Origin of the sequence: Streptomyces sp. NPDC088350, from assembly GCF_044753545.1 — a bacterium.
Lineage (GTDB): Bacteria > Actinomycetota > Actinomycetes > Streptomycetales > Streptomycetaceae > Streptomyces.
The window spans coordinates 500403-522972 of record NZ_JBIVNL010000003.1; the positions used below are offsets into that span (position 1 = coordinate 500403).

Consider the following 22570-nt stretch of genomic DNA (forward strand, 5'->3'; position numbering starts at 1 on the left):
ATCACTCGCGCCTCAGCGCCCGCGTAGGAGTTCACGTGTCTTCAGCAGTCGAGCCCCAGCACCCGGTGGTCAACACCCCGGCGCGCAGCTCCTGTTGTTGTCGCACGCACTGATCCGCCGCCTCCGCGCACCCCTTCCCCTCCCTTCAGGCGCCGTCACGCCTGCGCACATCCCGGAGCACCCCCATGCCGCACATACGGGTCATGCTGGACTATTTCCACCCGTGGCCGAATTCATCCGGTCTGTACGTCGCCCGCGCCCGTCGCTGGTACGCCGAGGCCGGTCTGGATGTCGAGCTGGTGGTCCAGGATCCGGGACGCGGGGACACCCTCGAATACCTGGCCCGGGGCGAGGTGGACTTCGGGATCTTCCCGCCGAACCGGTTGCTGGCCCGGCGCGCGGAGCACGGCCAGGCGCTGATCGCCGTGGCCGCGGTCAACCACCGGGGCCTGGAGGCGATCCAGACCACCACGTCGACCGGGATCACCCGCCCCCGCGACCTCGCAGGCCGTCGTATCGCCTTCAACCCGACCCCGCGCGGCCGGGCCATGGTGCGTCACCTGGTGGCGGCCGACGGCGGTGACCCGGACGCCGTGATCGGCGTGGACGCGGGCGCGCGTGAGCTGACCGTGGACGACATCGCGGCGGGCGAGGCGGACGCGACCTTCGGCAACTACTGGTCGTGGGACGCGCTGCGCGGCGAGCTGCCCGAGGAGCAGCGGGTGACCTGGCCGGTCGACGAGATCGGCGCTCCGCGCTACCACAGCTACCTGCTCGGCACGAATGAGACACTGCTCGCCCAACACCCTTCTCTCGTACGGGACTTCCTCGCCGTGACAGCTCGCGGCTACGCGGCAGCGGCCCAGGAACCCGAGCCCACCCTGGAGTTGCTGGAGCACGTCATCCCGTACTTCCCGCGCCCGCTGATCGCCCGTTCCCTCGCACTCATCGCGCCCACCTGGACGGACGCAGAAGGTCGTTGGGGTGTGATCGACGAGAGCCGGATGGGCCCGTACGCGCACTGGCTCGCCGAGAACGGCGCCATCCCGGACGACCGGGACTGGGCGAAGTCGTTCACCAACGGGCTGCTGGACGTGGCCACATGAGAGCCCTGGCCTGCCAGGCACGGACGCTGACCCGGCGTCTCGCCGTCGACTTCATGAGGGTGGGCAGCGCGCTGTGTCGGCCGTGACCGGACCGACCCGCCAGCCCTCCCACCCTCCGAAGGACCCGACATGCATCGCCGTACCGCCCTGTCCGTCATGGCCGCGACCGCCCTTCTCGCCGTCACCGGCTGCTCCGCCGACTCCACGGCAGCCGCGAAGGACGGCACCACGACCGTCACCCTCGCCCTGGACTGGACGCCCAACACCAACCACACGGGCATCTATGTCGCCCAGGCCAAGGGCTGGTTCAAGGCGGCCGGCATCAACGTCAAGATCGTGCCGTACGGTTCGACCGCGCCCGAGACCCTGATCGCCAACCACAAGGCGGACTTCGGCATCTCCTACCAGGAGGGCATCACCACCGCGCGTGCGGCCGGCCAGGACATCACCTCCGTCTACGCCGTGACGCAGAAGACGGACGTGACGATCGCCGTGCGGGCCGACCGGACCGACATCGCCTCGCCGAAGGACCTGGACGGCAGGACGTACGCCGGTTTCGGCGCACCCTACGAGAAGCCGCTGCTGCGGAAGGTGATCCAGAACGCGGGCGGCAAGGGCGACTTCAAGCAGGTCACCCTCAACACCTCGGCGTACGCGGCGCTTTACGCGGGCAGGGCGGACTTCGCGATGCCGATGCCGACCTGGGAGGGACTGGAGGCGAAGCTGAGCGGCAAGCCGCTGAAGAACTTCCAGCTGTCCGACTACGGCTTCCCGGCGATCTACTCGACACTCGTCGCGTCCTCGGACCAGTTCCTGAAGAAGAACCCGGAGGTCGCGAAGAAGTTCCTGGCGGCGGTCGACAAAGGCTACCGCTACGCCGCCGAACACCCCGGTCAGGCAGCCGACTTGCTCATCTCGGCGAACAGGAGCGTCCTTACCAACACCGAGCTGGTGAAGGAGAGCGAGGCGCTGCTGGCCAAGGAGTACTACAAGGGTGCGGACGGAGCGATCGGCACGCAGAGCGCGGAGCGCTGGCAGGCCTTCGCGGACTTCGAGTACAAGGCGGGCCTGTTGGTCGACGCCGACGGCAAGAAGCTGACGTCCGCCCCGAACACGTCGACCTTCTTCACCAACGCCTACCTCCCGGACACCAAGTGAGGCCGCTCCTGCGGTCGTTGTGGCCGCCGCTCCTCGTCCTCGCCGTGCTCCTCGGCGGCTGGCAGCTCTACGTCACCGCCGCCGGCATCGATCCCACGACCCTCCCCTCCCCCGCCCGGGTAGTGGAACAAGGGTGGTTGAACCGCCAGGACCTCTGGGACCAGACCCTTCCCACTCTCCAGGAGACACTGCTCGGCTTCGCGCTGTCCTTCGCGGCGGCCTGGCTGGTGGCCGTCCTCCTCGACTTCTCCTCGGCGGCCCGCCGGGGCCTGTATCCGCTGCTCGTCGCCTCGCAGACCGTCCCGATCGTGGCCGTGGCACCGTTGCTGATCATCTGGTTCGGCTTCGGACTGCTGCCGAAGATGCTGGTGGTGACCCTGACGACGTTCTTCCCGCTCGCCGCGAACCTCGCGGCCGGCTTCGCGGCGACCGACCGCGAGGCGATGCGGCTGCTGCGCTCGCTGGGCTCGGGCCGGTGGCGGACGTTCCGCCTCGTCCGGGTGCCGAGTGCGATGCCGTACTTCTTCGCCGGGCTCCGCGTGAGCATCACCTACGCCGTCGTCGGCGCCGTGTTCGCCGAGTACGCGGGCGCGGAGGCGGGCCTCGGGATCTATATGCAGGCACAGAAGAGCGCGTTCCGCACGGACCTGGTGTTCGCGGCGGTCGCGGTGACGGCCACCCTGAGCATCGCCCTGTTCGGCGCGACCTATCTGCTTCAGCGGCTGGTACTCCCCTGGGAACGGGCGTTGAAGGAGGACAAGGCGTCATGAGCAGTCTTCGCATCGAGGGCGTCGGCAAGTCCTTCGGTCCGCTGGAGGTGCTGCGGGACCTCGAACTCGCCGTGGAACCAGGTGAGTTCGCAGCGGTGATCGGCCCGAGCGGCAGCGGCAAGAGCACCCTGTTCAACCTGGTCTCCGGCCTCGACCGCCCCACGTCGGGGCGGGTGTTGGTGGAGGGCGAGCCGGCCGGAGTGGAATCCGGCAAGGTGGCCTACATGCCGCAGAAGGATCTCCTCTTCCCGTGGCGGACCGTGCTCGACAACACGGCGCTGGGCCTGGAGGCACAGGGCGTACGGAAGAAGGAGGCACGCCGGCGGGCCGACGCGCTGTTCGCCGACTTCGGCCTCGACGGCTTCCAGCAGGCGTACCCGTCCCAACTCAGCGGCGGTATGCGCCAACGCGCGGCCCTGCTGCGCACGGTGGTCCTTGAGCGACCGGTCCTGCTGCTCGACGAACCGTTCGGCGCCCTCGACTCCCTCACCCGCACCGAGATGCAGCTCTGGCTGGCCGGCATGTGGCAACGCCACCGCTGGACGGTGGTCCTGGTCACCCACGACATCCGCGAGGCCGTCCTGCTCGCGGACACCGTGCACGTCCTCTCCCCGCGCCCGGCCACGGTGATCGACCGCGTCGAGGTCCCCCTGGCCCGCCCGCGCGGCGCCGACGACTTCACGAACCCGGACTTCGCCGCGACCGAGCGCCGCGTCCTGGACGCCCTGCACGGCACAACGGCGGTGCGGACGGCATGAGTTCACACCTCGCCCACGGCCTGGGCACCGACCCGGTAGAGCCCGACTGGCCGCCCCTGACGGACACCGAGGTGACGGACATCGTGGGCCCCGCCAGGGTGCTGTGGCGCAGCCCGCGCCCTCTTTCGGCGGCGGCCGTGGTGGCACGGGCGGGCCACCGCCTGTTCGTCAAACGCCACCACACCACCGTCCGCACGGCCGAGGGCCTGGCCGAGGAACACGCCTTCCTACGGCATCTACGGCGACGCGGCGCACCGGTGGTCGAGGTACTGGACGCGGCGACGCGCGGCGAGTGGACGTACGAGGTGCACTCGACCGGTACCGGCACGGACCTCTACCGGGACGCGCTGTCCTGGTCCCCGTTCCGCTCCCCCGCCCACGCGAGGGCCGCCGGCGAGGCGTTGGCGAGGCTGCACCTGGCGGCGGAGGGATTCGACGCGCCGCACCGTCAAGTACAGCCGCTGGTCGCGTCGTTCACGGTGTTCGCCTCGGCCGACCCGCAGGCGGAGCTGGAGCGCTACGTGGACGAGCGGCCCCAACTGGCAAAGGGGCTGGCGGACTTCCCGTGGCGCGAGGACACCCGGCGTGTCCTCCTCCCCCTGCACGAGGAACTGGCCCCGCACCTCCCTGCCCTCACCCCCCTCTGGACCCACAACGACTGGCACGCCTCCAACCTCCTCTGGAACGACGACGGTTCGGTCGCCACGGCCCTGGACTTCGGCATGAGCGACCGCACGACGGCCGTGCACGACCTCGCCACGGCCATCGAACGCAACACCGTCCAGTGGCTCCAGCCCGGCTTCCCGGTCCGCGAGGAGGACGCGCTCGCGCTCCTCGACGGCTACCAGTCCGTACGACCGCTCAGCCCCGCCGAGTCGGAGGCACTCCCCGCGCTACTCCCCCTGGTGCACGCGGAGTTCGCGCTCTCCGAGCTGGGCTACTTCCACGGCGTCACGCGATCGGCGGAGAACACCCGGCTGGCGTACGAGTACTACGTGGGGCACGCGGAGTGGTTCGCCGGGGAGAGCGGGCGGTGGCTGCTGGACCTGCTGCGGGGGCGGGTCTAGCCGGGCAGCAGCTCACGGGTGAAGACGACACGGGGTCGGCCCGGTCCGTCGTAGTTCTCCACGATGCGTACGTCGAAGCCGAGGGTGCGGTGGAAGGCGATCGAGCCCTCGTTGGTGACCGAGGTGATCGCCTTGAGCCGGACCGCGCCCTGCCGTCCGGCGGCCTCGTTGAAGGCCGTGTAGAGGCTGCGGCCGAGGCCGGTGCCGCGTGCGTCGTACCGGGTCGCCACGAGGTGTACGTATCCGGTCTGGTCGGGGGTGACGAACCCGAAGAGGTATCCGCGGATGCCGTCGTCGGCGCGGGCGACCAGACAGGTGGACCCGAACTCCTGCACCATCGCGGTGAGATGGAGTGCGCGAAGGTCCCGCTCTCCCCAGTAGCGGGCGTGGTCCTCCAGGACCTGGTGCAGGTCGGCGACATCGGCGGACTCGATACGGATGGCCATGGTATCGATCATGGCAGAGAGCGGTACGGACTACGCATCCGGAAGGTCGAGCGGGTCGACGACTCGGCGAGTGCGACGGCCGGGCAGCCCGACGCCTGGACGTTCGTCGAGTGGGAGACCGACGACGACGGTGCCGCAGGCTCGATCGCGGAGGCGCTCGCCGCCGCGTCGGAGCCCACCAACGGCTGGTACGCCGACTTCACCCTCAGGAACGAGCGGGTGGTCGTCTTCGCCGGGAAGGCCACGCGGCGGCAGCCGCATATCGATGCAGCCGTTATCGGCGCGGCGACGAAGCCGGTCGCGCCGAAGCGGTCGCGTACGGGCGGTCGGTGGGGACTCCGGAGCATCAGCTCGACTGGGAGGAGTGACCCCGGCGGCGCCATTCCCGCGCGAGCAGCTCGTACGACCGCACGCGGTCCGTGTGGTCGTGGGTGATGGTGGTGATGAGCAACTCGTCGGCGCCGGTGGCCTCTTGGAGTTGCTCCAGTTGGTCGGCGACCCGGCCGGGTGAGCCGACGAACTGGGTGTCGACGCGGTCCTGAACCAGCTCACGGTCCTCGTCGGTCCAGACGTGGGCGCGTGCCTCGTCGGGGGTCGGGAACTCGATGGCACCCTCCGCCGTACGGATGGAGCGCACCCACAGGCCGTAGCCGGTGGCGAGTTCGCGTGCCGTCTCGTCGTCCTCGGCGACGACGACGTCGGCGGAGACGCTGACGTACGGCTTGTCGAGGACGTCGGAGGGCTGGAAGGCGGCGCGGTATCCATCCGCCGCCTCAAGGACGGTGGCGGGGCTGACGTGGTAATTCGCCGCGAAGCGGAGGCCGTTGCGGCCCGCGACCTCTGCGCTGGTGCCCCCGCTGCTGCCCAGGATCCACACCTCGACGTCGGCGCCCTCACCCGGTACGACGTGCGCCTCGACGCCCTCCGCGGAACGGTAGGTGCCGGCCAGCAGGGCGAGGACGTCGTCGATCTGCTCGGCGTAGTCCTGCGACGCGGCCTTGGGCAGCAGGAGCAGCTTGCGCTGGAGGGCGATTCCGGGTGAGCCGAGGAGACGTGCGAAGGAGAAACGGGGCGGGATGCGCAGGCCGTTGGGGGCCCGGCCGCCGACGACCGGGGTCGCTGTCGGCAGTGGGGGCGTCGGGCGTCCGCCCGAACGGCCCAGGCCCAGGTCGAAGCGGCCCGGGTGGAGCGCGTCGATCAGGCCGAACTCCTCGACCGTGGACAGGGCGGTGCGGTGGCCGAGTTGGACGGCGCCGGAGCCGAGCCTGATCGTGGAGGTCGCGGAAGCCGTCAGGGCGAGGACCACTGCGGGGGACGTGCCCGCGACGCCCGGGTTGAGGTGGTGTTCGGCGAACCAGTAGCGGGCGTAGCCGAACTCCTCGGCCCGCTGGGCGAGTTCGATGGAGTTGCGCAGCGCCTCGGGTGCGGTGGAGCCGGAGGAGATCGGGACCAGGTCGAGGACGCCGAGCGGGATACCGGGGGACATCTTCTCGCTCACTCCTCAGTGGTCGGCGGCGACGGGCTCGGGCAGGGCCGGTCCCCAGGCGAACGGCGGGTCCGGGATGTCCTTGCGCAGCACGGGAGTCACCGCCGACTGGAACAGCTCCAGCGAGTCCCGGTGCTGACGGTCCGTCAAGCCGCTGGCGTCCGCGTGGAGATGGAGCACCGTGTGGCCGAACTGCTCGTGGTAGCGGTGCACCTTGTCGATGACCTGCTGCGGGCTGCCGATCAGCGCGGAGCTGCGCTCGACGAAGTCCTCCAGGGTCTCGAAGACAACGGGCAGGCCGACCTGCCTCTGGAAGGCCAGGTTGCTCTCGAAGATCGGCCGGTAGACGGCCAGTGCCTCCTGTGTCGTGGGGGCGACGTAGAGGCCGGCCGTGCCCGCGCCCACCGCGATGTCCGCCGGATCGTGGCCGTAGTGCTCCCAGCGTTCCCGGTAGTAGCGGATCAACTCGGCATAGGGCTCTATGGGGTTGGTGACGTTCGCGGAGAAGAGGGGGTCGCCGTAGCGGGCGGCCAGGTCGACGCTCTCCTTGCTTGTCGCGCTGCCGTGCCATACCCGGATGGGTTGCTGGTACGGGCGCGGCCACACCTCGGCGTCCTTCAACTCCGGGCGGAAGCGGGTCCTCGCCGTCACCTTGTCCTGGCGCCAGAGCTGCCGGAACACCTCGTAGCTCTCGGCGTTGCGCTCCCACTGGTCCTCGGGCGTGACGTGGAACAGCTCGCGCTGGGCGGTGCCGTTGCCCTTGCCGATGATCAGGTCGAGGCGCCCGCCGGAGAGATGGTCGAGAGTCGCGTAGTCCTCGTAGGCCCGGACGGGGTCGAGGAGGCTCAGGGTGGTGACCGCCGTGAAGAGGCGGATGCGGCGGGTGAGCGCGGCGATGTGGCTGAGGACGACGGTCGGCGAGGAGGAGATGAAGGGGCGCTCGTGCCGCTCCCCCACACCGAAGCCGTCGAAGCCCAACTCCTCGGCGACGAGGGCGTTGTCGAGGACTTCGCGGAAGCGTTCGTGGGTCGGCTTCTGTATGCCGGTGACCGGGTCGGGGCGGTGGACGATGAGGGTGATCGCGAGGAACTTCACGATGCCGCTCGCTCGTCACGTACCTCGTCGGGGTGGGTGAGGCCGAGGTGGTCGCGCAGGGTCGGGCCCTCGTACTCGGTGCGGAAGACGCCCTGTTCCTGGAGGAGCGGGACCACCTTGTCGGCGAAGGGGTCGAGGCCGCTCGGGGTGATGTGCGGGACGAGGATGAAGCCGTCGCTGGCGTCGGCCTGCACGAAGTCGTTGATGGTCTTCGCGACGGTGGACGGGGATCCGATGAAGGCCTGGCGGTTGCCGGTCTCGATGACCAGGTCGCGGATCGACCACTTGTTGGCGGCGGCCAGTTCGCGCCACTCGCGGGCGGTGGCCAACGGGTCCCGGTACATGCGTACTTGGGCGCGGCCCTTGGAGATGTGGTTGTCGCTGACGTCCGGGTCGATGTCGGGCAGCGGGCCGTCCGGGTCGTAGGAGGACAGGTCCCGGTTCCAGACGAACTCGAGGTGCTTGATGGCCGTGGCGCCGCTGACCTGCTGGCGGCGCACGTCCTTCGCCAGGTCTTCGGCCTCGGCGTCGGTGTCGCCGAGCACGAAGGTCGCGGCGGGAAGGATCAGCAACTGGTCAGCCCGGCGGCCGTACTTGGCGAGGCGGGACTTGACGTCGGTGTAGAAGGCCTGGCCCTGGTCGAGGGTGCTGTAGCGGCTGAAGATGGCGTCGGCACTGGACGCGGCGAACTCGCGGCCCTCGTCGGAGTCGCCCGCCTGGAAGATCACCGGGCGGCCCTGCGGGGAGCGCGGGACGTTGAACTGGCCGTGGATGTCGAAGTGTTGGCCCTGGTGGACGAAGGCGCCGGCCTTGGCGTCGCGGAGGAAGGTGCCGGTGGCCTGGTCGGCGACGATCTCGTCGCCGTGCCAGGAGTCGAAGAGTTCGTTGGTGGTGGCCAGGAACTCCTTGGCGCGGGAGTAGCGCTCGTTCTGCGGCAGGAAGCCGCCCCGGCGGAAGTTCTCGCCGGTGAACGCGTCCCACGACGTGACGACATTCCAGGCCGCGCGACCGTCGGAGAGGTGGTCGAGGCTGGCGAACTGGCGGGCCACCTCATAGGGCTCGTTGAAGGTCGAGTTGATGGTGCCGGTCAGACCGAGGTGCTCGGTGACGGCGGCGAGCGCCGCGAGGATCGTGAAGGTGTCGGGGCGGCCGACGACGTCCAAGTCGTAGATCCTTCCGCCCTGTTCACGCAGTCGTAGGCCCTCGGCGAGGAACAGGAAGTCGAACTTGGCGCGTTCGGCGGTCCGCGCGAAGTGCGCGAAGGAGCTGAACTCGATGTGGCTGCCGGCCGCGGGGTCGCTCCACACGGTGGTGTTGTTGACGCCGGGGAAGTGGGCGGCCAGGTGGATCTGCTTCAGGGGCTTGCTCATGTCGTACGGTCCCTCCGGCTCAGGCGGTGGCTGCGGCAGCGGCGTAGCGGTTGGCGGGGCGGGCGAGCCCCAGCAGGCCGCGCAGGGTGTCGGCCTCGTAGGCGCGGCGGAAGGCGTCCCGGCGCTGGAGTTCGGGGACCAGCCCCTGCGTGATCGCCGGGAGGTCGTGCCCGGCGACGGCGGGCCGCAGCCGGAAGCCGGTCAGGCCTGCGGTCTGCAACTCCTGGAGCAGGTCGGCGAGTTGGGCGGGTGTCCCGGCGAAGATACGGGCGTCGCTGGTGTACGGCTCCCCCGCGAGGGCGTCGAGGCGTTCGCGGCGGGCGGCTGCGGTGGCCTGGTCGTCGTCGAGGAGGACCACGAGGTCGCCGAAGACGTGCAGTTGCTCGTCGGCGCGGCCCGCCGCCTCCTGCTCGGCGCGGATCTCCGCGACGATGGCCCGTGCCTCGTCGGTGTCGTGCGGGGTGACATACCCGACGTCGGTGGCGCGCGCCACCAGGCGGTACGGGACGGTCTGGTGGGCCAGGGAGCTGACGACCGGCTGGCCCTGCGGCGGGCGGGGTGTGATGGAGGGGCCCTTGACGCTGAAGTGGCGGCCCTCGAAGTCGATGTAGTGCAGCTTGTCGCGGTCGACGAAGCGGCCGGTGGCGACGTCGCGGATCTCGGCGTCGTCCTCCCAGCTGTCCCAGAGGCGGCGTACGACCTCGACGTAGTCGGCGGCCTCGTCGAAGTGCTCGGCGAGCCTTTCCTGTCCGGCCTCGGTCCGCAGGCTCTCCAGACTGATCGGCTCAATGGTGCGCCGTCCGAAGTGGTCGGCCTCGTGCGGCCGGGCGGAGAGCTGCACCCGTACACCCGCGCGCCCGGCGCTGACGTAGTCGAGGGTGGCGATCGCCTTGGATATGTGGAACGGCTCTGTGTGCGTGGACACCACCGTCGGGACGAGACCTATGTGGCTGGTGAGCGGTGCGATGCGGGCCGCGATGAGGACGGCGTCGAGGCGTCCGCGGACCTGGTCGGTGCGGCCGTCCAGCCCGCCGTAGTACGAGGACTGGAGGCCGAGGCCGTCCTCGAAGGTCACGAAGTCGAGGAGGCCGCGCTCGGCCTCGGCGACCTGGTCGGCCCAGTACGCGGCGGTGAACAGGTCGCGGGGCCGCGCCACCGGCTCACGCCAGGAGGCCGGGTGCCAGCCGGCGCCGTCGAGGGCGACGGCGAGATGGAGGGGGGAAGGGGAGGTCGATGACACGAGTGGTGCCTTCCTGGAGGTCCGTACGAGATCGCCGGCCCTTGGAAGCGGGCGCACGGCGGCTGGGGCAACGGGGTCAGGGGCGACAGAGCGCGCCGGCGACACGCAGCAGGTCTATGTGCTGCCGCGTGGTAAGTCGCACGTGAAGGACAGCGGCGCCACACATGTCCTCCACCTCCACGGATTCCGGCTTCGTTAGGGGCAACCGCACGGCTATGCCGTTTCTTCCGGATCGGCGGTGGCGATCGGCCCGGTGAACCGTAGGAGCGAGAAGGCCGTACGGGCGCGCAGGGTGAAGCCGATCGACTCGTACAGCCGGATCGCGTTGGTGTTGTTCGCCGCCGCGTGCAGGAAGGGGTGCTCGCCGCGCTCCTTGATGCCGGCGGCGATCGCGCGGACCAGGCGGGTGGCCAGGCCCCGGCCGCGGTGGTCGGGGTCGGTGCAGACGGCGCTGATCTCGGTCCAGCCGGGCGGGTGGAGGCGTTCGCCGGCCAGGGCGACGAGCCGGCCGCCGTGGCGGATGCCGAGGTAGGTGCCCAGTTCGACCGTGCGGGGCAGGTAGGGACCGGGTTCGGTGCGGGCGACCAGGTCGAGGATCTCGGGTACGTCGGCGGGGCCGAGGCGTACGGCCTCGGGGTCGGGTTCGGCCCGCAGCCCGGTGTCCACGAGTTGGACACCCTGTCCGGAGCGGACGATCTCCCAGCCGTCCGGGGGCTCGCTCACACCGCGCACCGCGGCGGTGCCGCCGGGGCCGACGAGAGTGGCCAGGTCCACCCAGGCGCGCGGGTCGTCGTGGTCGGTGACGGCGTGGAAGCCGGCCACGTCCACGGGGTAGCGGGCGGCGCGGCCGACGCGCTCGGCGAAGTGGGCGTGCGGGCCGGTGAGCGCGGCCCAGGCCGGGTTGTCCAGAACGTGGGACGTGGATGTGGTGGTTTCGATATTGGCGGTGGAAGACATCGGCTGACGGCTCCGGTACTGGTCGCACGGGTCGGGGACCCCGCCGGGACGCGGCGGGGTCCCCTTGCCGAGAGGGTGGGTCAGGAGTCGCTGAGCGGCAGTCCGGGCGGGTTGACCTCGGACTTGGCGACGGCCTCGTTGGAGAGGTTCCAGGCGGCCAGCCACTTGGCGTACTGCCCGTTCTTGATCAGGTAGTTGATGGCGTCCGCGAGGGGCTTGGCGAGGCCGCTGTTCTTCTTCGCGGTGGCGGCGATCAGGCCCTGGAGGGAGGATCCCGCGCCGGAGTAGGTGCCCGCGTTGCGGACCGCCTTCGCCGTGCCCTTGGTCGAGGAGACCTGGTAGGCGACCGAGGGGTTCGGGGCGAGGTAGGCGTCGATCTTCCCGGAGGCCAGCGCGAGATAGGTGCTGTTGTTGTCCTGGAAGTACTTGACGGTGAGCGCCTTCTTGCCTTCGGCGGCCAGCTTCTTCTTCCACTCCAGGAGGATCCGCTCCTGGTTGGTGCCCGCGCCCACGGCGACGGTCTTGCCGGCGAGGTTCTCGTAACTGCCGTCGAAGTTCCAGGTGTTGCTCGCCTTCACCGCGAAGCCGAGGTTGTCCTCGCGGTAGGAGGCGAACTCGTACTTCGCCTTGCGCTCCTCGGTGTCGGTGACGTTGGAGAAGGCCACATCGACCTTGCCGCTGTCCAGGCCGATGAAGAGGTTCTCCCAAGTCGAGTTCTTCAGCTCCGGCTTGAGGCCGAGGACGGCGGCGACCAGGCGGGCGATGTCGGTCTCGGAACCGGTGAGGGTCTTCTGGTCCGAGCCGACGTAGCCGAGGGGCGGGGAGCCGGCGGGCAGGAAGCCGACGCCGATCTCCAACGTGCCGCTCTTCGCTATGGACTTGGGCAACTCGGCGCTGATCGACTTCACTTCGGCGACCTTGAGCGTCGCCTCCTTGGCGGCGCCGAGGGAGAGAGCGCCCACGGTGACCGTGCCGGAGGCTGCGTTGCCGGTCGTGGTGGCCGCGTCACTGTCGCCGCCGCAGGCCGCGAGCCCGCCGGCGAGGGAAGCGAGGACGGTTCCGGCGGTGAGTCCGCGGGTGAGTCTGCTGCGAAGGCTGAGAGTGGGCATGGCTGTTCCTAGGCTCGGTGTTCGGGCTGGTGAAAGGGGCAGTGAAGGTGGAAGTGCGGGTGCGGCTCAGAGGACCTTGCTGAGGAAGTCCCTGGTCCGTTCGTGCTGTGGCTTGTCGAGGACCTCGTGGGGCGGACCCTGCTCGACGATCTTTCCGCCGTCGATGAAGACGACCCGGTCGGCGACCTCGCGGGCGAAGCCGATCTCGTGGGTGACGATGACGAGGGTGGTGCCGCTGGTCGCCAAGTCCTTGATGACGGAGAGGACTTCGCCGACGAGTTCGGGGTCGAGGGCGGAGGTCGGCTCGTCGAAGAGGATGACGCCGGGGCGCAGGGCGAGCGCCCTGGCGATGGCGACGCGCTGCTGCTGGCCGCCGGACAGCTGCCTCGGGTAGGCGCCGGTCTTCTCGGCGAGACCGACACGGCCGAGCAACTCCCGGGCCAGCTCCAGGGCTTCGGGCTTGCCGAGCCTCCCGGTGGCGACGGGTGCCGCGGCCACGTTGTCGAGGACGGTCAGGTGCGGGAACAGGTTGAAGTTCTGGAAGACGAACCCGATCCGGCTGCGCTGGGCGAGGATGGCCCGCTCGCTCAACTCCTTGAGCCGACCGCCCTGTTGCCTCACCCCGATCAGCTCGCCGTTGACGCTGACGTAGCCGATCTCGGGCTTCTCCAGGTGGTTGATGACCCGCAGCAGCGTGGACTTGCCGGAGCCGGACGGCCCGAGGATCACGGTGACCTCGCCGGGCCGCACGGTCAAGTCGACGCCGTCCAGGACCCGGTGGGCGCCGTACCACTTGTGGACGTCGTGCACCTCCACGGCGGCGGGCGTGATGTCCGCCAGCGGTTCGATCGTGTGCGTGGTCATACGGCGGCCTCCCTGCGGATGCGGGCCCGCAGATCGGTGACACCGGTGCGGAGTTTCTGGATCGGGGTCGGCGGCAGGGAGCGGGTGGCGCCCCGGGCGTAGTGCCGTTCGACGTAGAACTGGATGACGGACACGACGCTGGTGAGGATCAGGTACCAGACGGTGACGACCAGGAGCAGCGGCACGATGTCGCCGGGGTAGGTGGAGCCCATGGTCTGCGCGGAGCCGAAGAGGTCGAGCAGCGAGACGTAGAAGACCAGTGAGGTGCTCTTGATCAGGCCGATCAGCTGGTTGACGTAGTTCGGGGTGATGGAGCGCAGCGCCTGCGGGAAGACGATCCTGCGGAACTGGTAGCTCTTCGGCAGGCCCAGGGCGGAGGCCGCCTCGTGCTGGCCCTGGTCGACGGAGAGGATGCCGCCGCGGACCACTTCGGCCGCGTACGCCGCCTCGTTGAGGCTGAGGCCGACGACGGCGACGGCCATGTCGGTGGCGAGCTTCGACTCGTCGAAGGAGAAGAAGGCGGGGCCGAAGGGGACGCCGATGCTGAGGGTCTGGTACAGGGCGCTGAAGTTGTAGAGGAAGATCAGCACCACGATGAGCGGGATCGAGCGCAGTGCCCACACATAGGTCCAGCTCGTCGCGCGCAGCACGGGGCTCTTCGAGAGCCGGGCCAGGGCGAGCAGGATGCCGCCGAGGAGGCCCAACACCGCGCTGAGCGCCGCCACTTCGAGGGTGATGGCGAGTCCGTCGAGGATCGTCGGGCGCAGGAACCAGTAGCCGAAGCGGCTCCACTGGTAGAAGGGGTTGGTCGCCAGTCCGTGGATGAACTGGGCGACCAGTACCAGCACGACCATCGTGACGATCCACCGGCCGGGTCGGCGCAGCGGCTGAACTCGCTGTGCGGTGAGGGGTTTTGACGATGTGTCGGCGGGCGGCGGTGCCTCGGCGAGGGACACGGCGGCGCCAGGGGGTTCACTCATGAGGGGCTCCGGCGGGAGGGGGAACCCCGGACCACGGCACCTGGGCGTGACGGAAGAGACGCTCACGGCGAGGAACGCACGGACCGGGGGCTGGAAGAACCAACAGAAAGAGCTTCAGAAGCTCTTGGAGGAAGTCGTCAGCCTCGACAGCGGGCGCAGCCCGGTGCGGTACACAGTGCGCTGCTCACGCGGAGCAGATCCACGGCGCGGTCGGCGACGAGCGGGCTCACGAACGGCGGTACGCAGCCGTGGAAGCGGCGTGCCGCCGTCCTCGAAGCTGCGTACATGTCCGTCACCGTTGCCATTCCGGCCCCGACGGGCCTCGTGCTCACTGAAGCGGTAGTAAGTCAGGTGTTTGTTCGAAAGTCAACGACCGTCCACCAGTTGGACGGCCCGACAACGCGCTCAGCTGCGGCAAGCTCCCTTTTCGTCTGCCGCGTGGGCTGCCCAGTCCAGGATCTGGACAGCGGCGCCGGCGGCCTCCAGGCCCCTGCAACGGGCGTGGTGGCGGCGGGCGATGCCGTCGAGGTCGAGGTGGGCGCCGAAGGCCGGGTGCGCGGCCAGGCGGCGCGCGTAGGCCCACAGGTGGGGGTGGTCGGCGATGCGCTGCACGGCGGCGGCGTCCAGGTGGTTGCGGTGCACGGTGTCGAGTTGGACCAGCGACACCCACAACTCGACGTCGGCGGCGGTGAGTTCGTCGCGGATCAGGTGCTCGCGGCCGTCCAGCCACCGGTCGAGCGAGCCCAGTGTCTCCAGCAGCCGGCCGAGCGCCTCGTCGCGCTCCTCCTGGTCGACACCGGCCGCACCGGCGCGCTGTGCCGCGCCCTCGATGCCCTGCGCGCAGAGCCGCTCGACGGCCTCGATCTCCGACTCGGCGCCGCACGGGTACAGCTGGGGTCCGCCCTCGCCGAAGTGCCGGGCGAGGTCACGCGTGATGTCGGGGGCGTGGGTGCTGACGATCCGGCCGGACCAGTCGTCGCTGAGCACCGGCGCGGCGGCCGGTCCCGAGTAGCGATGCGCGCTCGCCTCGTAGAGCGGGCGCAGCGCGGAGTGTCCACCACTTGGACAGTCCGGCACGGCGGACAGGAACACGGCCGGACAGCTCTCGTCGAGGCCGAGCAGGCTGTGGGTGACGGCGATGCGCAGGCCGTCGGCGCAGGCGGTGGACAGATGCACGCGGTAGCGGCGCGGCACGGCGTAGTGCCCGCTGCGCGCGTCGCTGCCGATCCGGCCCCGGAACAGGGGGGCGGACCGGGGCGAGGGGACGGCGGCGAGAGGCGTGATGGACATGGGACTCCCCGGGTGCGGGCGCGTGGACGTACGCGCGGCGGAAGCGTCGTCGTGCGGAGGACGGGGCTCAGCGCAGAGGGCTGATCGCGCTGCAGACCCGCAGCAGATCGATGTGACGGCGGGAGGTCAGAAGGGGCGAACGGTCCACTCGGCTGGTGGTGACCGGCTCAAGGCGCCCCATGTTTCCCTACCTGTTCACTAGGATTCCCTACTGGAGTGTCGATCCACCGTCGCCCGGGGTCAAGAGGGCGTCCACGGGTCGGATACCGATGCCCGACCCGTGGACATGCCGGTCCGCTACTTCGCGTACATCAGGGTGCCGAAACCGAGCTGGTCGTAGCCGCCGCTGTCGGAGCCGTAGTCACCTCCCCCGCCCTCGGGCGCGACGAGGTCGTCGTACATGGCCGAGATGTACTTGTCGTCGAGGCCGAGGCGCCGGTTGTAGTGGAAGTGGAGCATCGCCCACACCGGCCGGATCTGGCCCCGCGAGGCCGAGGAGATCACCGTCTGGGACGACTGGGCGCAGCTCTGCCCGGTGCCCCAGGTGTAGGTGGTGAACGGCACGTCGTCGCCACTGTTGTACTTCGCGACGTACTGGGCGGCCTTCATGAAGCGGCGGCTGTCGTACGAGTACAGGTCGTCGCCCTGGTTCCAGGCCATCTCGCAGATCGCGCCCATCTGCCCCATGCCCAGGACGGTGTGGCCCTGGTCACGGCCGGACTCCTGCCACTGGCCGAGCGCGTAGCCGTCGGAGTCGGTGGAGAGGTACGGCACGGCGTGCGCGATCGAGCCGTTGCCCGCACCCGACGTGAAGTAGGTGACGGCCTGGTCGTACTTGGCGCTGTCCTCGTTGAGGATCCCGATGGCCAGGATCGACGCCATGGCGCACAGGTCCCAGTTGGCCCAGTAGTTGGTGATGCAGGCGTCGTTGTGGTGGGTGAGGAAACTGTTGTTGAGCGGGTAGAAGACGTTCGCCAGCAGCTCCTGGGCGGCGCCCAGATCGAAGCCGCTGTAATCCCGCATCAGTTCACACGCGTTGGCGAACTGCCAGCCGTAGAGACCGGCCGCGAGGAACCGGTCGGCGTTGCCGGTGACCGAAGTCAGCGTGGACGACCAGGCGTTGAGGATGTTCGCGGCGCACACGGCGTTCGCCAAGGTGCCGCCGACCTTCCAGCGCAGGGCGTTCTGGTAGGCGGCGGCGATGTCGTTGTAGAGCAGGCCGTAGTTCTGGCCGTCGCCGCCTCGGATGATCGTCGCCGTGGCCCGGTTCGTCCAGGTCGACTGCGCATGGGAGTTGGCGGTCAGTCTGTTCCAGCCGGACAGCCAGGGGTCGGTTCCCGCCGCGACACTGACCTTGGCCCGGTTGATGTCACCGGCGTTGTGCAGCATGCCGGGGTGGGTGAAGGCGGCCGGGGCCGCGTGCGCGGCGGTGGCCGCCGTGGCGCCGCCGAGGGCGACGGCGGCGGTGAGACCGCCGGCGGTCCTCAACAGACCGCGGCGGCTCAACTCGGTTCTGTGGAGGTGCTCGTGGGGGGAAGTGCGGCTCATCGCTGTGCATCTCCAATCCCTGGAGGATCAGGTGGGCGTGATGCTCACCTCGTCGAACTCGGCGGTGCAGCGGACCGGTTGGCTGCGCGAGCAGACCACCAGGCCGACGTAGTAAGGGGCGTCACCGAAGCCGGGGATCTCTCCGTCGGCGAGGGGGGTCCAGGTGACGCCGTCATCGGTGGACAGCGCCGCGCTGAAGGCGGTCCCGGCCCGCTTCAGCCGCAGCAGGGCGGGGAGGGTGACGGCAGCGCCGCCGGTGAAGGCGGAGGCACCGGCCACGGTCCTGCGGAGCATGAGCTGAGCGGTGGTCCCGCCGGTGACGATGACACCGGCCGCCTGGTCGAACGGCGACAGCGACTTCGCCATGAGCAGCCCCACCCGGTCGGCCGTGACACCGGTCCGGGAGACGAGCCGGGCGACGACCGCACCGTCACCGCTGACGGGCCGCCGCACGAACTGCCCTGTCATTCCTTGGCCGTTGGCGTTCAGATCGACGCCCGCGCCCCGCACGGTGAAGGTCCCGCCGTCGTACGACGTGCTGCCCGGCGTGGCGATCGCCACCACGCCCAGCGTCCCGAAGACACGGTCGTCGAGCACGGTGTCGCCGAGATCGCCGTAGGTCCACGGGGCGGGCGGCCCGGTACCGACCGTGAGGGCGAGGGTGCCGGCGGTGGTCCCCGAGGCGTTGGCGGCGGTGGTCGTGACCGTGAACTCCCCTGTCTGCGTGGGGGTTCCGGAGATCAGACCGGTGCGCCGGTCGACACGGAGGCCACCGGGCAGACCGTCGGCGGTGAACCGTACGGGCTCGTGCGAGGCCCGCAGCAGATGCCGGAAAGCGGCACCCTGGTTCGTGAACGCGGCAGTGGCGGAGGTGAGTCGGGGCTGCGCCGGGGTCGGCATCACGGCCGGCGCTTGCGCTGAACGCGGGCCGTGGCCACCGGCGTTGGTCTTCACGACCGTGTAGTGGTACGTCGATCCCGGCGTCCCCGTCGCGTCCGCGTACCGGACACGGGTGCCGAAGCCGACCGGGCCGACGCCGGTGGCAAGGGACGTGAACGGTCCGTCGGCACGGGAGGCGCGCAGCACGGCAAAGCGGGCGGACAGGTCCGGGTCGGTCCAGGACAGCTCGACGGCGTCGGCGCCGGTGACGGCCCGCAGGTCGGTGGCGGCGCGAGCGGGGCGGGGCACGCACCAGACCGCGCCGGACGAGGAGATCACGCTGACGTTGTCGAAGGCGCCGGTGCCGGTCCCGGCGTAGGCCTCGTCGACGCCGAGGCAGGAGGTGAGGGCGAGGCCCGCATACGCGACGCGTCCCAACTCGACGTCGGAGCCGCCTCCTTCGGTCCAGTGAACGCCGTCCGGTGAGATGGCGCCGGTGCAGCGTGAGCCCTTGCGGGTCACGCGCACCCAGTACGGCTCCCGCAGCCGACAGCCGTCGCCCGCGCCCTCGACGTACGGCGCCTCCAACGGGGTCGCCGACTCGGGCAGCGAACCGAGGCTGGAGAGCGGGAAAGCGGCGTTCACCGTGATCGCCTGCTGCTGCGAGGGCGGTACGGGCGTGCTGCCGGTCGCGGAGACATCGGCACCCGCCGTCGGCCGTACCGTCCACACCCCGCTCCAGGTGTGCAGCGGCAGCCCCTGGACCAGCATCGAGGCGTGCGCCGCGTCCGCGTCGAGGGAGGCCCGGACGGTCACGCCGATCTTGGAGTACTGCGAGCTGAGCGGCCACACGATCCGCGCGGTGACCGTGCCGTCGCCGCGCAGCGGGAGGTGGACGAGACGGTAGGTGTCGGCGGTACCGCTCGCCTCCAGGACGAAGCGTTCACCGTCGAAGGCGGCGGAACCGGGGATCTTCACGTCCCCGACGTCGTGGGTCGCCCAGGGCCCCGGGAGACCGGCGGAGGCCGCCGCCCACATCGAACTGCCGCTCTCCCCAAGGGTGTTGGAGGCCTTGACCGTGTAGTAGTACGTCCGTCCTGCCCGCACGTTCCGGTCCGTGTACGCCGGCTGCCCGACCCCGGACGCGATCGTCTCGTAGCGGCCGGCCGCATCCGTCGCCCGCAGGACCGTGTAGGAGTCGGCCCAGGTCGACGGCAGCCAAGTCACCTTCACAGAGCGGTCGTTGCCCATCGCGGTGACACCGGCCGGCGGTGTCGGCACGGCCGGCGAGGGCATCGTGGCACCGGCGTAGGCGAAGGTGCCCCAGCTCGGCAGGTCGTCGTTGCCGCCCTCGACGACCCGGGCGCCGCCGGTGCCGCGGAAGACGGCGTTCTTCGTGTACGGGGTGTCGAGGCCGCGCACGCCCGCGTAGTGCGCGTACGCCATCTCGTAGAGGGGCGGCAGGGTGCCGCGCGAGGTGGCCGAGACCGTCTGCTTGACGTACTTGCCGGTGCGGTCGAGGTCGGGGACGAAGGGGACGTCGCCGCCGAGGTTGTAGCGGGCGGCGTACTCGACGTTGGCGAGGATGCGGTTGTCGTCGAAGCCCCAGAGGTCGACGCCCTGGTTCCACGCGACCTGCGCGGCGTCCGCGAGCAGGCCGACCGCGAGTTGTTCGTGGCCCTGGTCCCGGCCGCTCTCCTGGCCCTGCCCGGCGTCGGTGACGATGCGGTGGAGGACGCCGCCGTTGCCGGCGCCGGCCGCGGCGAAGCGGAGCGCGTCGTGGAAGAGGGCCGGTTCCTCGCAGAACACCCCGATGGCCAGCAGGGATTGAAGGGACGTCAGGTCCCAGTTGCCGTTGGCGTAGAGGGCGTAGCAGGACAGGGCCGGGTACCAGACGCGGAGGAAGGACTCCTCGCAGCGGGCGATGTCGGCGGCGGTCCAGCCGTCGTAGCCGGTGTGGCGGAGGAGTTCGGCGGCGTTGGCGAACTTGAAGGCCTGGAGGCCCGCGCCGAGGGGGCCGTCGGCTCCGGTGACCGCGGTGAGCGAGGCGGACCAGACGTTGAGGATGTCGCGGGCCTTGTCGGCGTGTGCGGTGTCCCCGGTGACGGACCAGACGAGGGCGTTCTGGTAGGCGGCGGCCGAGTCGGCGACGGCCTGGTTCTGGTAGTTGGCGGGGCCGCGGCCCCAAGTGGTGATCTGCCCCGTGTTCTGCACGGTGTACGAGGAGGAGGAGCGGGCGTGGGCGGCGAGCGCCAAGTAGCCGTCGTAGACCGGGGATTGCCTGGCGGTGACCGCAGCTTTCATGCGGGCGAGGTCGGCGGCGGTGTGCAGGAGGCCGGGGTGGGTGAAGGCCACCGCCGTGCCGTCCGGGGCCGCCGCTGCCCGGCCGGGCACGAGCAGCCCGCTCGCGCCCGAGGCCGGCAGCAGGACCGCGGCGGCGCCGAGGAAACTCCGGCGGCTGAGCGAACCCGACGCAATCGACTGCGGCTCGGCAGCAGCGCCCCAGAGGGGCGCGGGGCTGTATTCATGAGCGGCTCCGCCGCGGGGCGCGACCAGCCCCGACGGCGCCGCAGCCGACCGACGCCCCCTCCCCGAACCTCCAGCGGAGCGCGATGCAGGGCTCGTCATGACGCGGCTGCCGCCTCGGCCTCGGCGGTCGTGAGGAACTTCAGGTTGGTGACGTGCTCGTTGGAGAACCACTGGATCTCGTCGGTGGTGTAGTACCAGGTCGGCTTCTTCATCGAGTCGGCGACGACGACCCCGTTGATCACCAGGTTCTCGAACGTGACGTTGTTGATGGCGTGTTCGGCGTCGTAGCCGAGGAGGAGCGACGGGTTGGCGCGCGTGCCCGTGTAGCTGAGGTTCTTGACGTACACGTCCTCGATACCGCGCCCCACCGAGGTGTTGTACTTCGTGTTGAACATGACCTTCATGCAAATGACCTGGCCCCAGCGGAAGTCCTCGATCCGTACGTCCTCGATGCGGACGTTCTTGATCAGGTTGGAGTCGCCGGGGTTGAGGGCGATGCAGCCCTGGTAGTTCATCTGGGGTTCGCGGTGGTCGAGGATGTCGATGTTCTCGATGACGAGGTTCTCGATGGACTCGGGCGCGTCGGTGTTGCCGTGCGTGCCGACGTTGATCGGGTGGGCTACGTCGGCCCACAGGGTGCAGTTCTTGACGGTGATGTCACGGGTGTCGCCGTAGTAGTTCCAGCGGTGGCAGTAAATGGCGATGCAGTCGTCGGAGTTGCGCATGAAGCAGCCGTCGAAGGTGATCCCGGTCGAGGAGAAGACGTCGAAGCCGTCGCCGTTGCCCCGCGAACTGAACGCGCGCGCCTTGGTGACGCGGACGTTCCTGCTCTCGGCGAACGTGCCCGCGTATCCGGCCGGGTTGAGGATGATCACGTCCTCGACCCGGATGTTCTCGCTGCCCTCGCAGAGGATGGCGCCGCCGGGGTTGTTGTACAGCACTCCGCGACCGGTGAGGCGGGACCGTTCCACGTCCTTGAAGTAGACCTGCGCGGTCAGGACGGCGCCGCCCGCGAGGTAGACGGTCTTGCCGCTGGGGACGGTGAGGACGTTGCCGGTGACGGTGTGGACGCCGGGGCCGAAGTAGAGGACGTTCGGGTCGTCGGCCGAAGGCGGGGTGCAGTCCACGGAGTTGGTGATGAGGTGCAGGGCGTCGAATGTCTCGTCGTTGATCTGTACGACGACGTCCTTCGGCTCGTCGAGGGTGAACCGCAGGGTGTCGCCGAGGAGTTCGGGCGTGATGCCCAGCGCGTCGGGTCTCACCCGGGCCTTGGTGGTGCCACCCTTGAGGTAGGTGACCTCGATCTCGACCGGGCCGTCGAAGTCGAAGTACACCATCGACGAGCTGTAGACCTTGCCCGACCCCGTGTTGGCGTTGATCTCCTCGAACTGCGGCCGGTAGATGTCGAGGGTCTGCCAGGCGCCGTCGGGGGCGGTGCGGACCCGCACCTGGAAGCCGGTGTTGGTCGGCATGGCCGTCGGGCGCGGGTAAGTGACCAGCTTGGGGCGGGAGTCGTGGCCGCTCGCGTGGGCCGCGGTGGCGGTCAGTCCGGAGAGGCCCGCGGCGAGGGCGGTGGCACCGGCGGTCTGGAGGGCCGTACGACGGGACAGGGGCGTGTTCATACCTGACTCCTTATGTGACTGGCTCCTTCACCTACGGGGCGCTCCAGCCGGTGTCGAGCCCGCGACCGGGATGCCGGCCCAGGTGACGTAGGTGGACATGACGGCGAGGGTCGTGCGGTCGGTCGACGCCTCCGATAGAAACCGGTTGTCGCGCGTTGAGGCAGAGCCTCTTCCGGCTCGGAAAGGGCGTCAAGACCCTGGGTGAACTTTCGAAAAGACTGGGTGGCCTCGGCGGGACGGCGCTGGAACGCGGTCGGCCAGAAACCGGTTGTCCGTCAGGCGGGGCCGAAGTCCCG

Annotated in this window: 21 protein-coding genes; 5 read left to right on the top strand and 16 right to left on the bottom strand. The window is 70.0% G+C overall.

Translation table 11 applies throughout. The features are described 5' to 3' along the window. Positions 1-185 precede the first annotated feature (185 nt). From ACIQBL_RS12135 to ACIQBL_RS12155, 5 genes are all read left to right on the top strand, one after another. Positions 186-1106: an ABC transporter substrate-binding protein gene (locus ACIQBL_RS12135; RefSeq protein WP_401939905.1), complete on the top strand. Its 921-nt coding sequence runs from the start codon at positions 186-188 to the stop codon at positions 1104-1106. Positions 1107-1235: 129 nt separating this feature from the next. After that, positions 1236-2264: an ABC transporter substrate-binding protein gene (locus ACIQBL_RS12140; RefSeq protein ID WP_401939908.1), complete on the top strand. Its 1029-nt coding sequence runs from the start codon at positions 1236-1238 to the stop codon at positions 2262-2264. Next, positions 2261-3034 carry an ABC transporter permease gene (locus tag ACIQBL_RS12145; RefSeq protein WP_401939910.1) on the top strand — a complete coding sequence of 258 codons (774 nt, stop codon included), beginning with the start codon at positions 2261-2263 and terminating at the stop codon, positions 3032-3034. The genes ACIQBL_RS12140 and ACIQBL_RS12145 overlap by 4 nt, the downstream gene beginning before the upstream one ends. Then, positions 3031-3792 carry an ABC transporter ATP-binding protein gene (locus ACIQBL_RS12150; RefSeq protein ID WP_401939913.1) on the top strand — a complete coding sequence of 254 codons (762 nt, stop codon included), beginning with the start codon at positions 3031-3033 and terminating at the stop codon, positions 3790-3792. The genes ACIQBL_RS12145 and ACIQBL_RS12150 overlap by 4 nt, the downstream gene beginning before the upstream one ends. Continuing rightward, positions 3789-4859 (top strand): phosphotransferase enzyme family protein, encoded by a 1071-nt coding sequence (locus ACIQBL_RS12155; protein WP_401939916.1) that lies wholly within the window; start codon positions 3789-3791, stop codon positions 4857-4859. The genes ACIQBL_RS12150 and ACIQBL_RS12155 overlap by 4 nt, the downstream gene beginning before the upstream one ends. Here the strand turns inward: ACIQBL_RS12155 and ACIQBL_RS12160 are convergent. The 16 genes from ACIQBL_RS12160 to ACIQBL_RS12235 form a co-directional block, all read right to left on the bottom strand. Beyond that, the gene (locus tag ACIQBL_RS12160; RefSeq protein ID WP_401939919.1) at positions 4856-5305 is read right to left on the bottom strand and encodes a GNAT family N-acetyltransferase; all 450 of its coding nucleotides are present in this window, start codon (positions 5303-5305) and stop codon (positions 4856-4858) included. The two genes, ACIQBL_RS12155 and ACIQBL_RS12160, sit on opposite strands and share 4 nt — an antisense overlap. 8 nt (positions 5306-5313) lie before the next feature. Further along, on the bottom strand, positions 5314-5652 hold the full coding sequence (locus tag ACIQBL_RS12165; RefSeq protein ID WP_401939922.1) for a hypothetical protein: 339 nt from the start codon (positions 5650-5652) through the stop codon (positions 5314-5316). Further along, positions 5652-6791, bottom strand: a complete 1140-nt coding sequence (locus ACIQBL_RS12170) for an LLM class flavin-dependent oxidoreductase (protein WP_401939925.1) — start codon at positions 6789-6791, stop codon at positions 5652-5654. Before ACIQBL_RS12170 ends, ACIQBL_RS12165 begins: the two co-directional genes overlap by 1 nt. Before the next feature lie 15 nt (positions 6792-6806). Continuing rightward, positions 6807-7886 (bottom strand): LLM class flavin-dependent oxidoreductase, encoded by a 1080-nt coding sequence (locus ACIQBL_RS12175; protein WP_401939927.1) that lies wholly within the window; start codon positions 7884-7886, stop codon positions 6807-6809. Continuing rightward, positions 7883-9256, bottom strand: coding sequence for an NtaA/DmoA family FMN-dependent monooxygenase (locus ACIQBL_RS12180; protein ID WP_401939929.1), 1374 nt, complete (start codon positions 9254-9256; stop codon positions 7883-7885). Before ACIQBL_RS12180 ends, ACIQBL_RS12175 begins: the two co-directional genes overlap by 4 nt. A 19-nt stretch (positions 9257-9275) precedes the next feature. Further along, positions 9276-10496: an LLM class flavin-dependent oxidoreductase gene (locus tag ACIQBL_RS12185; protein WP_401939931.1), complete on the bottom strand. Its 1221-nt coding sequence runs from the start codon at positions 10494-10496 to the stop codon at positions 9276-9278. A 76-nt stretch (positions 10497-10572) separates the two neighbouring features. After that, positions 10573-10662: a putative leader peptide gene (locus tag ACIQBL_RS12190; RefSeq protein WP_353963778.1), complete on the bottom strand. Its 90-nt coding sequence runs from the start codon at positions 10660-10662 to the stop codon at positions 10573-10575. Positions 10663-10709: 47 nt separating this feature from the next. Continuing rightward, positions 10710-11453, bottom strand: coding sequence for a GNAT family N-acetyltransferase (locus ACIQBL_RS12195; RefSeq protein ID WP_401939933.1), 744 nt, complete (start codon positions 11451-11453; stop codon positions 10710-10712). Positions 11454-11533: 80 nt separating this feature from the next. Further along, positions 11534-12562 (bottom strand): ABC transporter substrate-binding protein, encoded by a 1029-nt coding sequence (locus tag ACIQBL_RS12200; protein WP_401939935.1) that lies wholly within the window; start codon positions 12560-12562, stop codon positions 11534-11536. A 66-nt stretch (positions 12563-12628) separates the two neighbouring features. Further along, entirely contained in the window at positions 12629-13426 is a 798-nt protein-coding gene (locus ACIQBL_RS12205; RefSeq protein WP_401939937.1) for an amino acid ABC transporter ATP-binding protein, read from the bottom strand. Beyond that, positions 13423-14406, bottom strand: a complete 984-nt coding sequence (locus ACIQBL_RS12210) for an amino acid ABC transporter permease (RefSeq protein ID WP_401939939.1) — start codon at positions 14404-14406, stop codon at positions 13423-13425. The genes ACIQBL_RS12205 and ACIQBL_RS12210 overlap by 4 nt, the downstream gene beginning before the upstream one ends. Positions 14407-14811: 405 nt before the next feature. Then, on the bottom strand, positions 14812-15696 hold the full coding sequence (locus ACIQBL_RS12215) for a glutathione S-transferase C-terminal domain-containing protein (protein ID WP_401939942.1): 885 nt from the start codon (positions 15694-15696) through the stop codon (positions 14812-14814). A gap of 67 nt (positions 15697-15763) precedes the next feature. Continuing rightward, positions 15764-15877, bottom strand: coding sequence for a putative leader peptide (locus ACIQBL_RS12220; RefSeq protein WP_401939944.1), 114 nt, complete (start codon positions 15875-15877; stop codon positions 15764-15766). 116 nt (positions 15878-15993) lie between these two features. Continuing rightward, a complete protein-coding gene (locus ACIQBL_RS12225; protein WP_401939947.1) occupies positions 15994-17244 on the bottom strand; it encodes an alginate lyase family protein in 1251 nt (416 codons plus the stop codon). Between the two features lie 27 nt (positions 17245-17271). Next, a complete protein-coding gene (locus ACIQBL_RS12230) occupies positions 17272-20517 on the bottom strand; it encodes an alginate lyase family protein (RefSeq protein ID WP_401940706.1) in 3246 nt (1081 codons plus the stop codon). Positions 20518-20747: 230 nt separating this feature from the next. Continuing rightward, positions 20748-22274, bottom strand: coding sequence for a glycosyl hydrolase family 28 protein (locus ACIQBL_RS12235; protein ID WP_401939949.1), 1527 nt, complete (start codon positions 22272-22274; stop codon positions 20748-20750). Between the last annotated feature and the right edge of the window lie 296 nt (positions 22275-22570).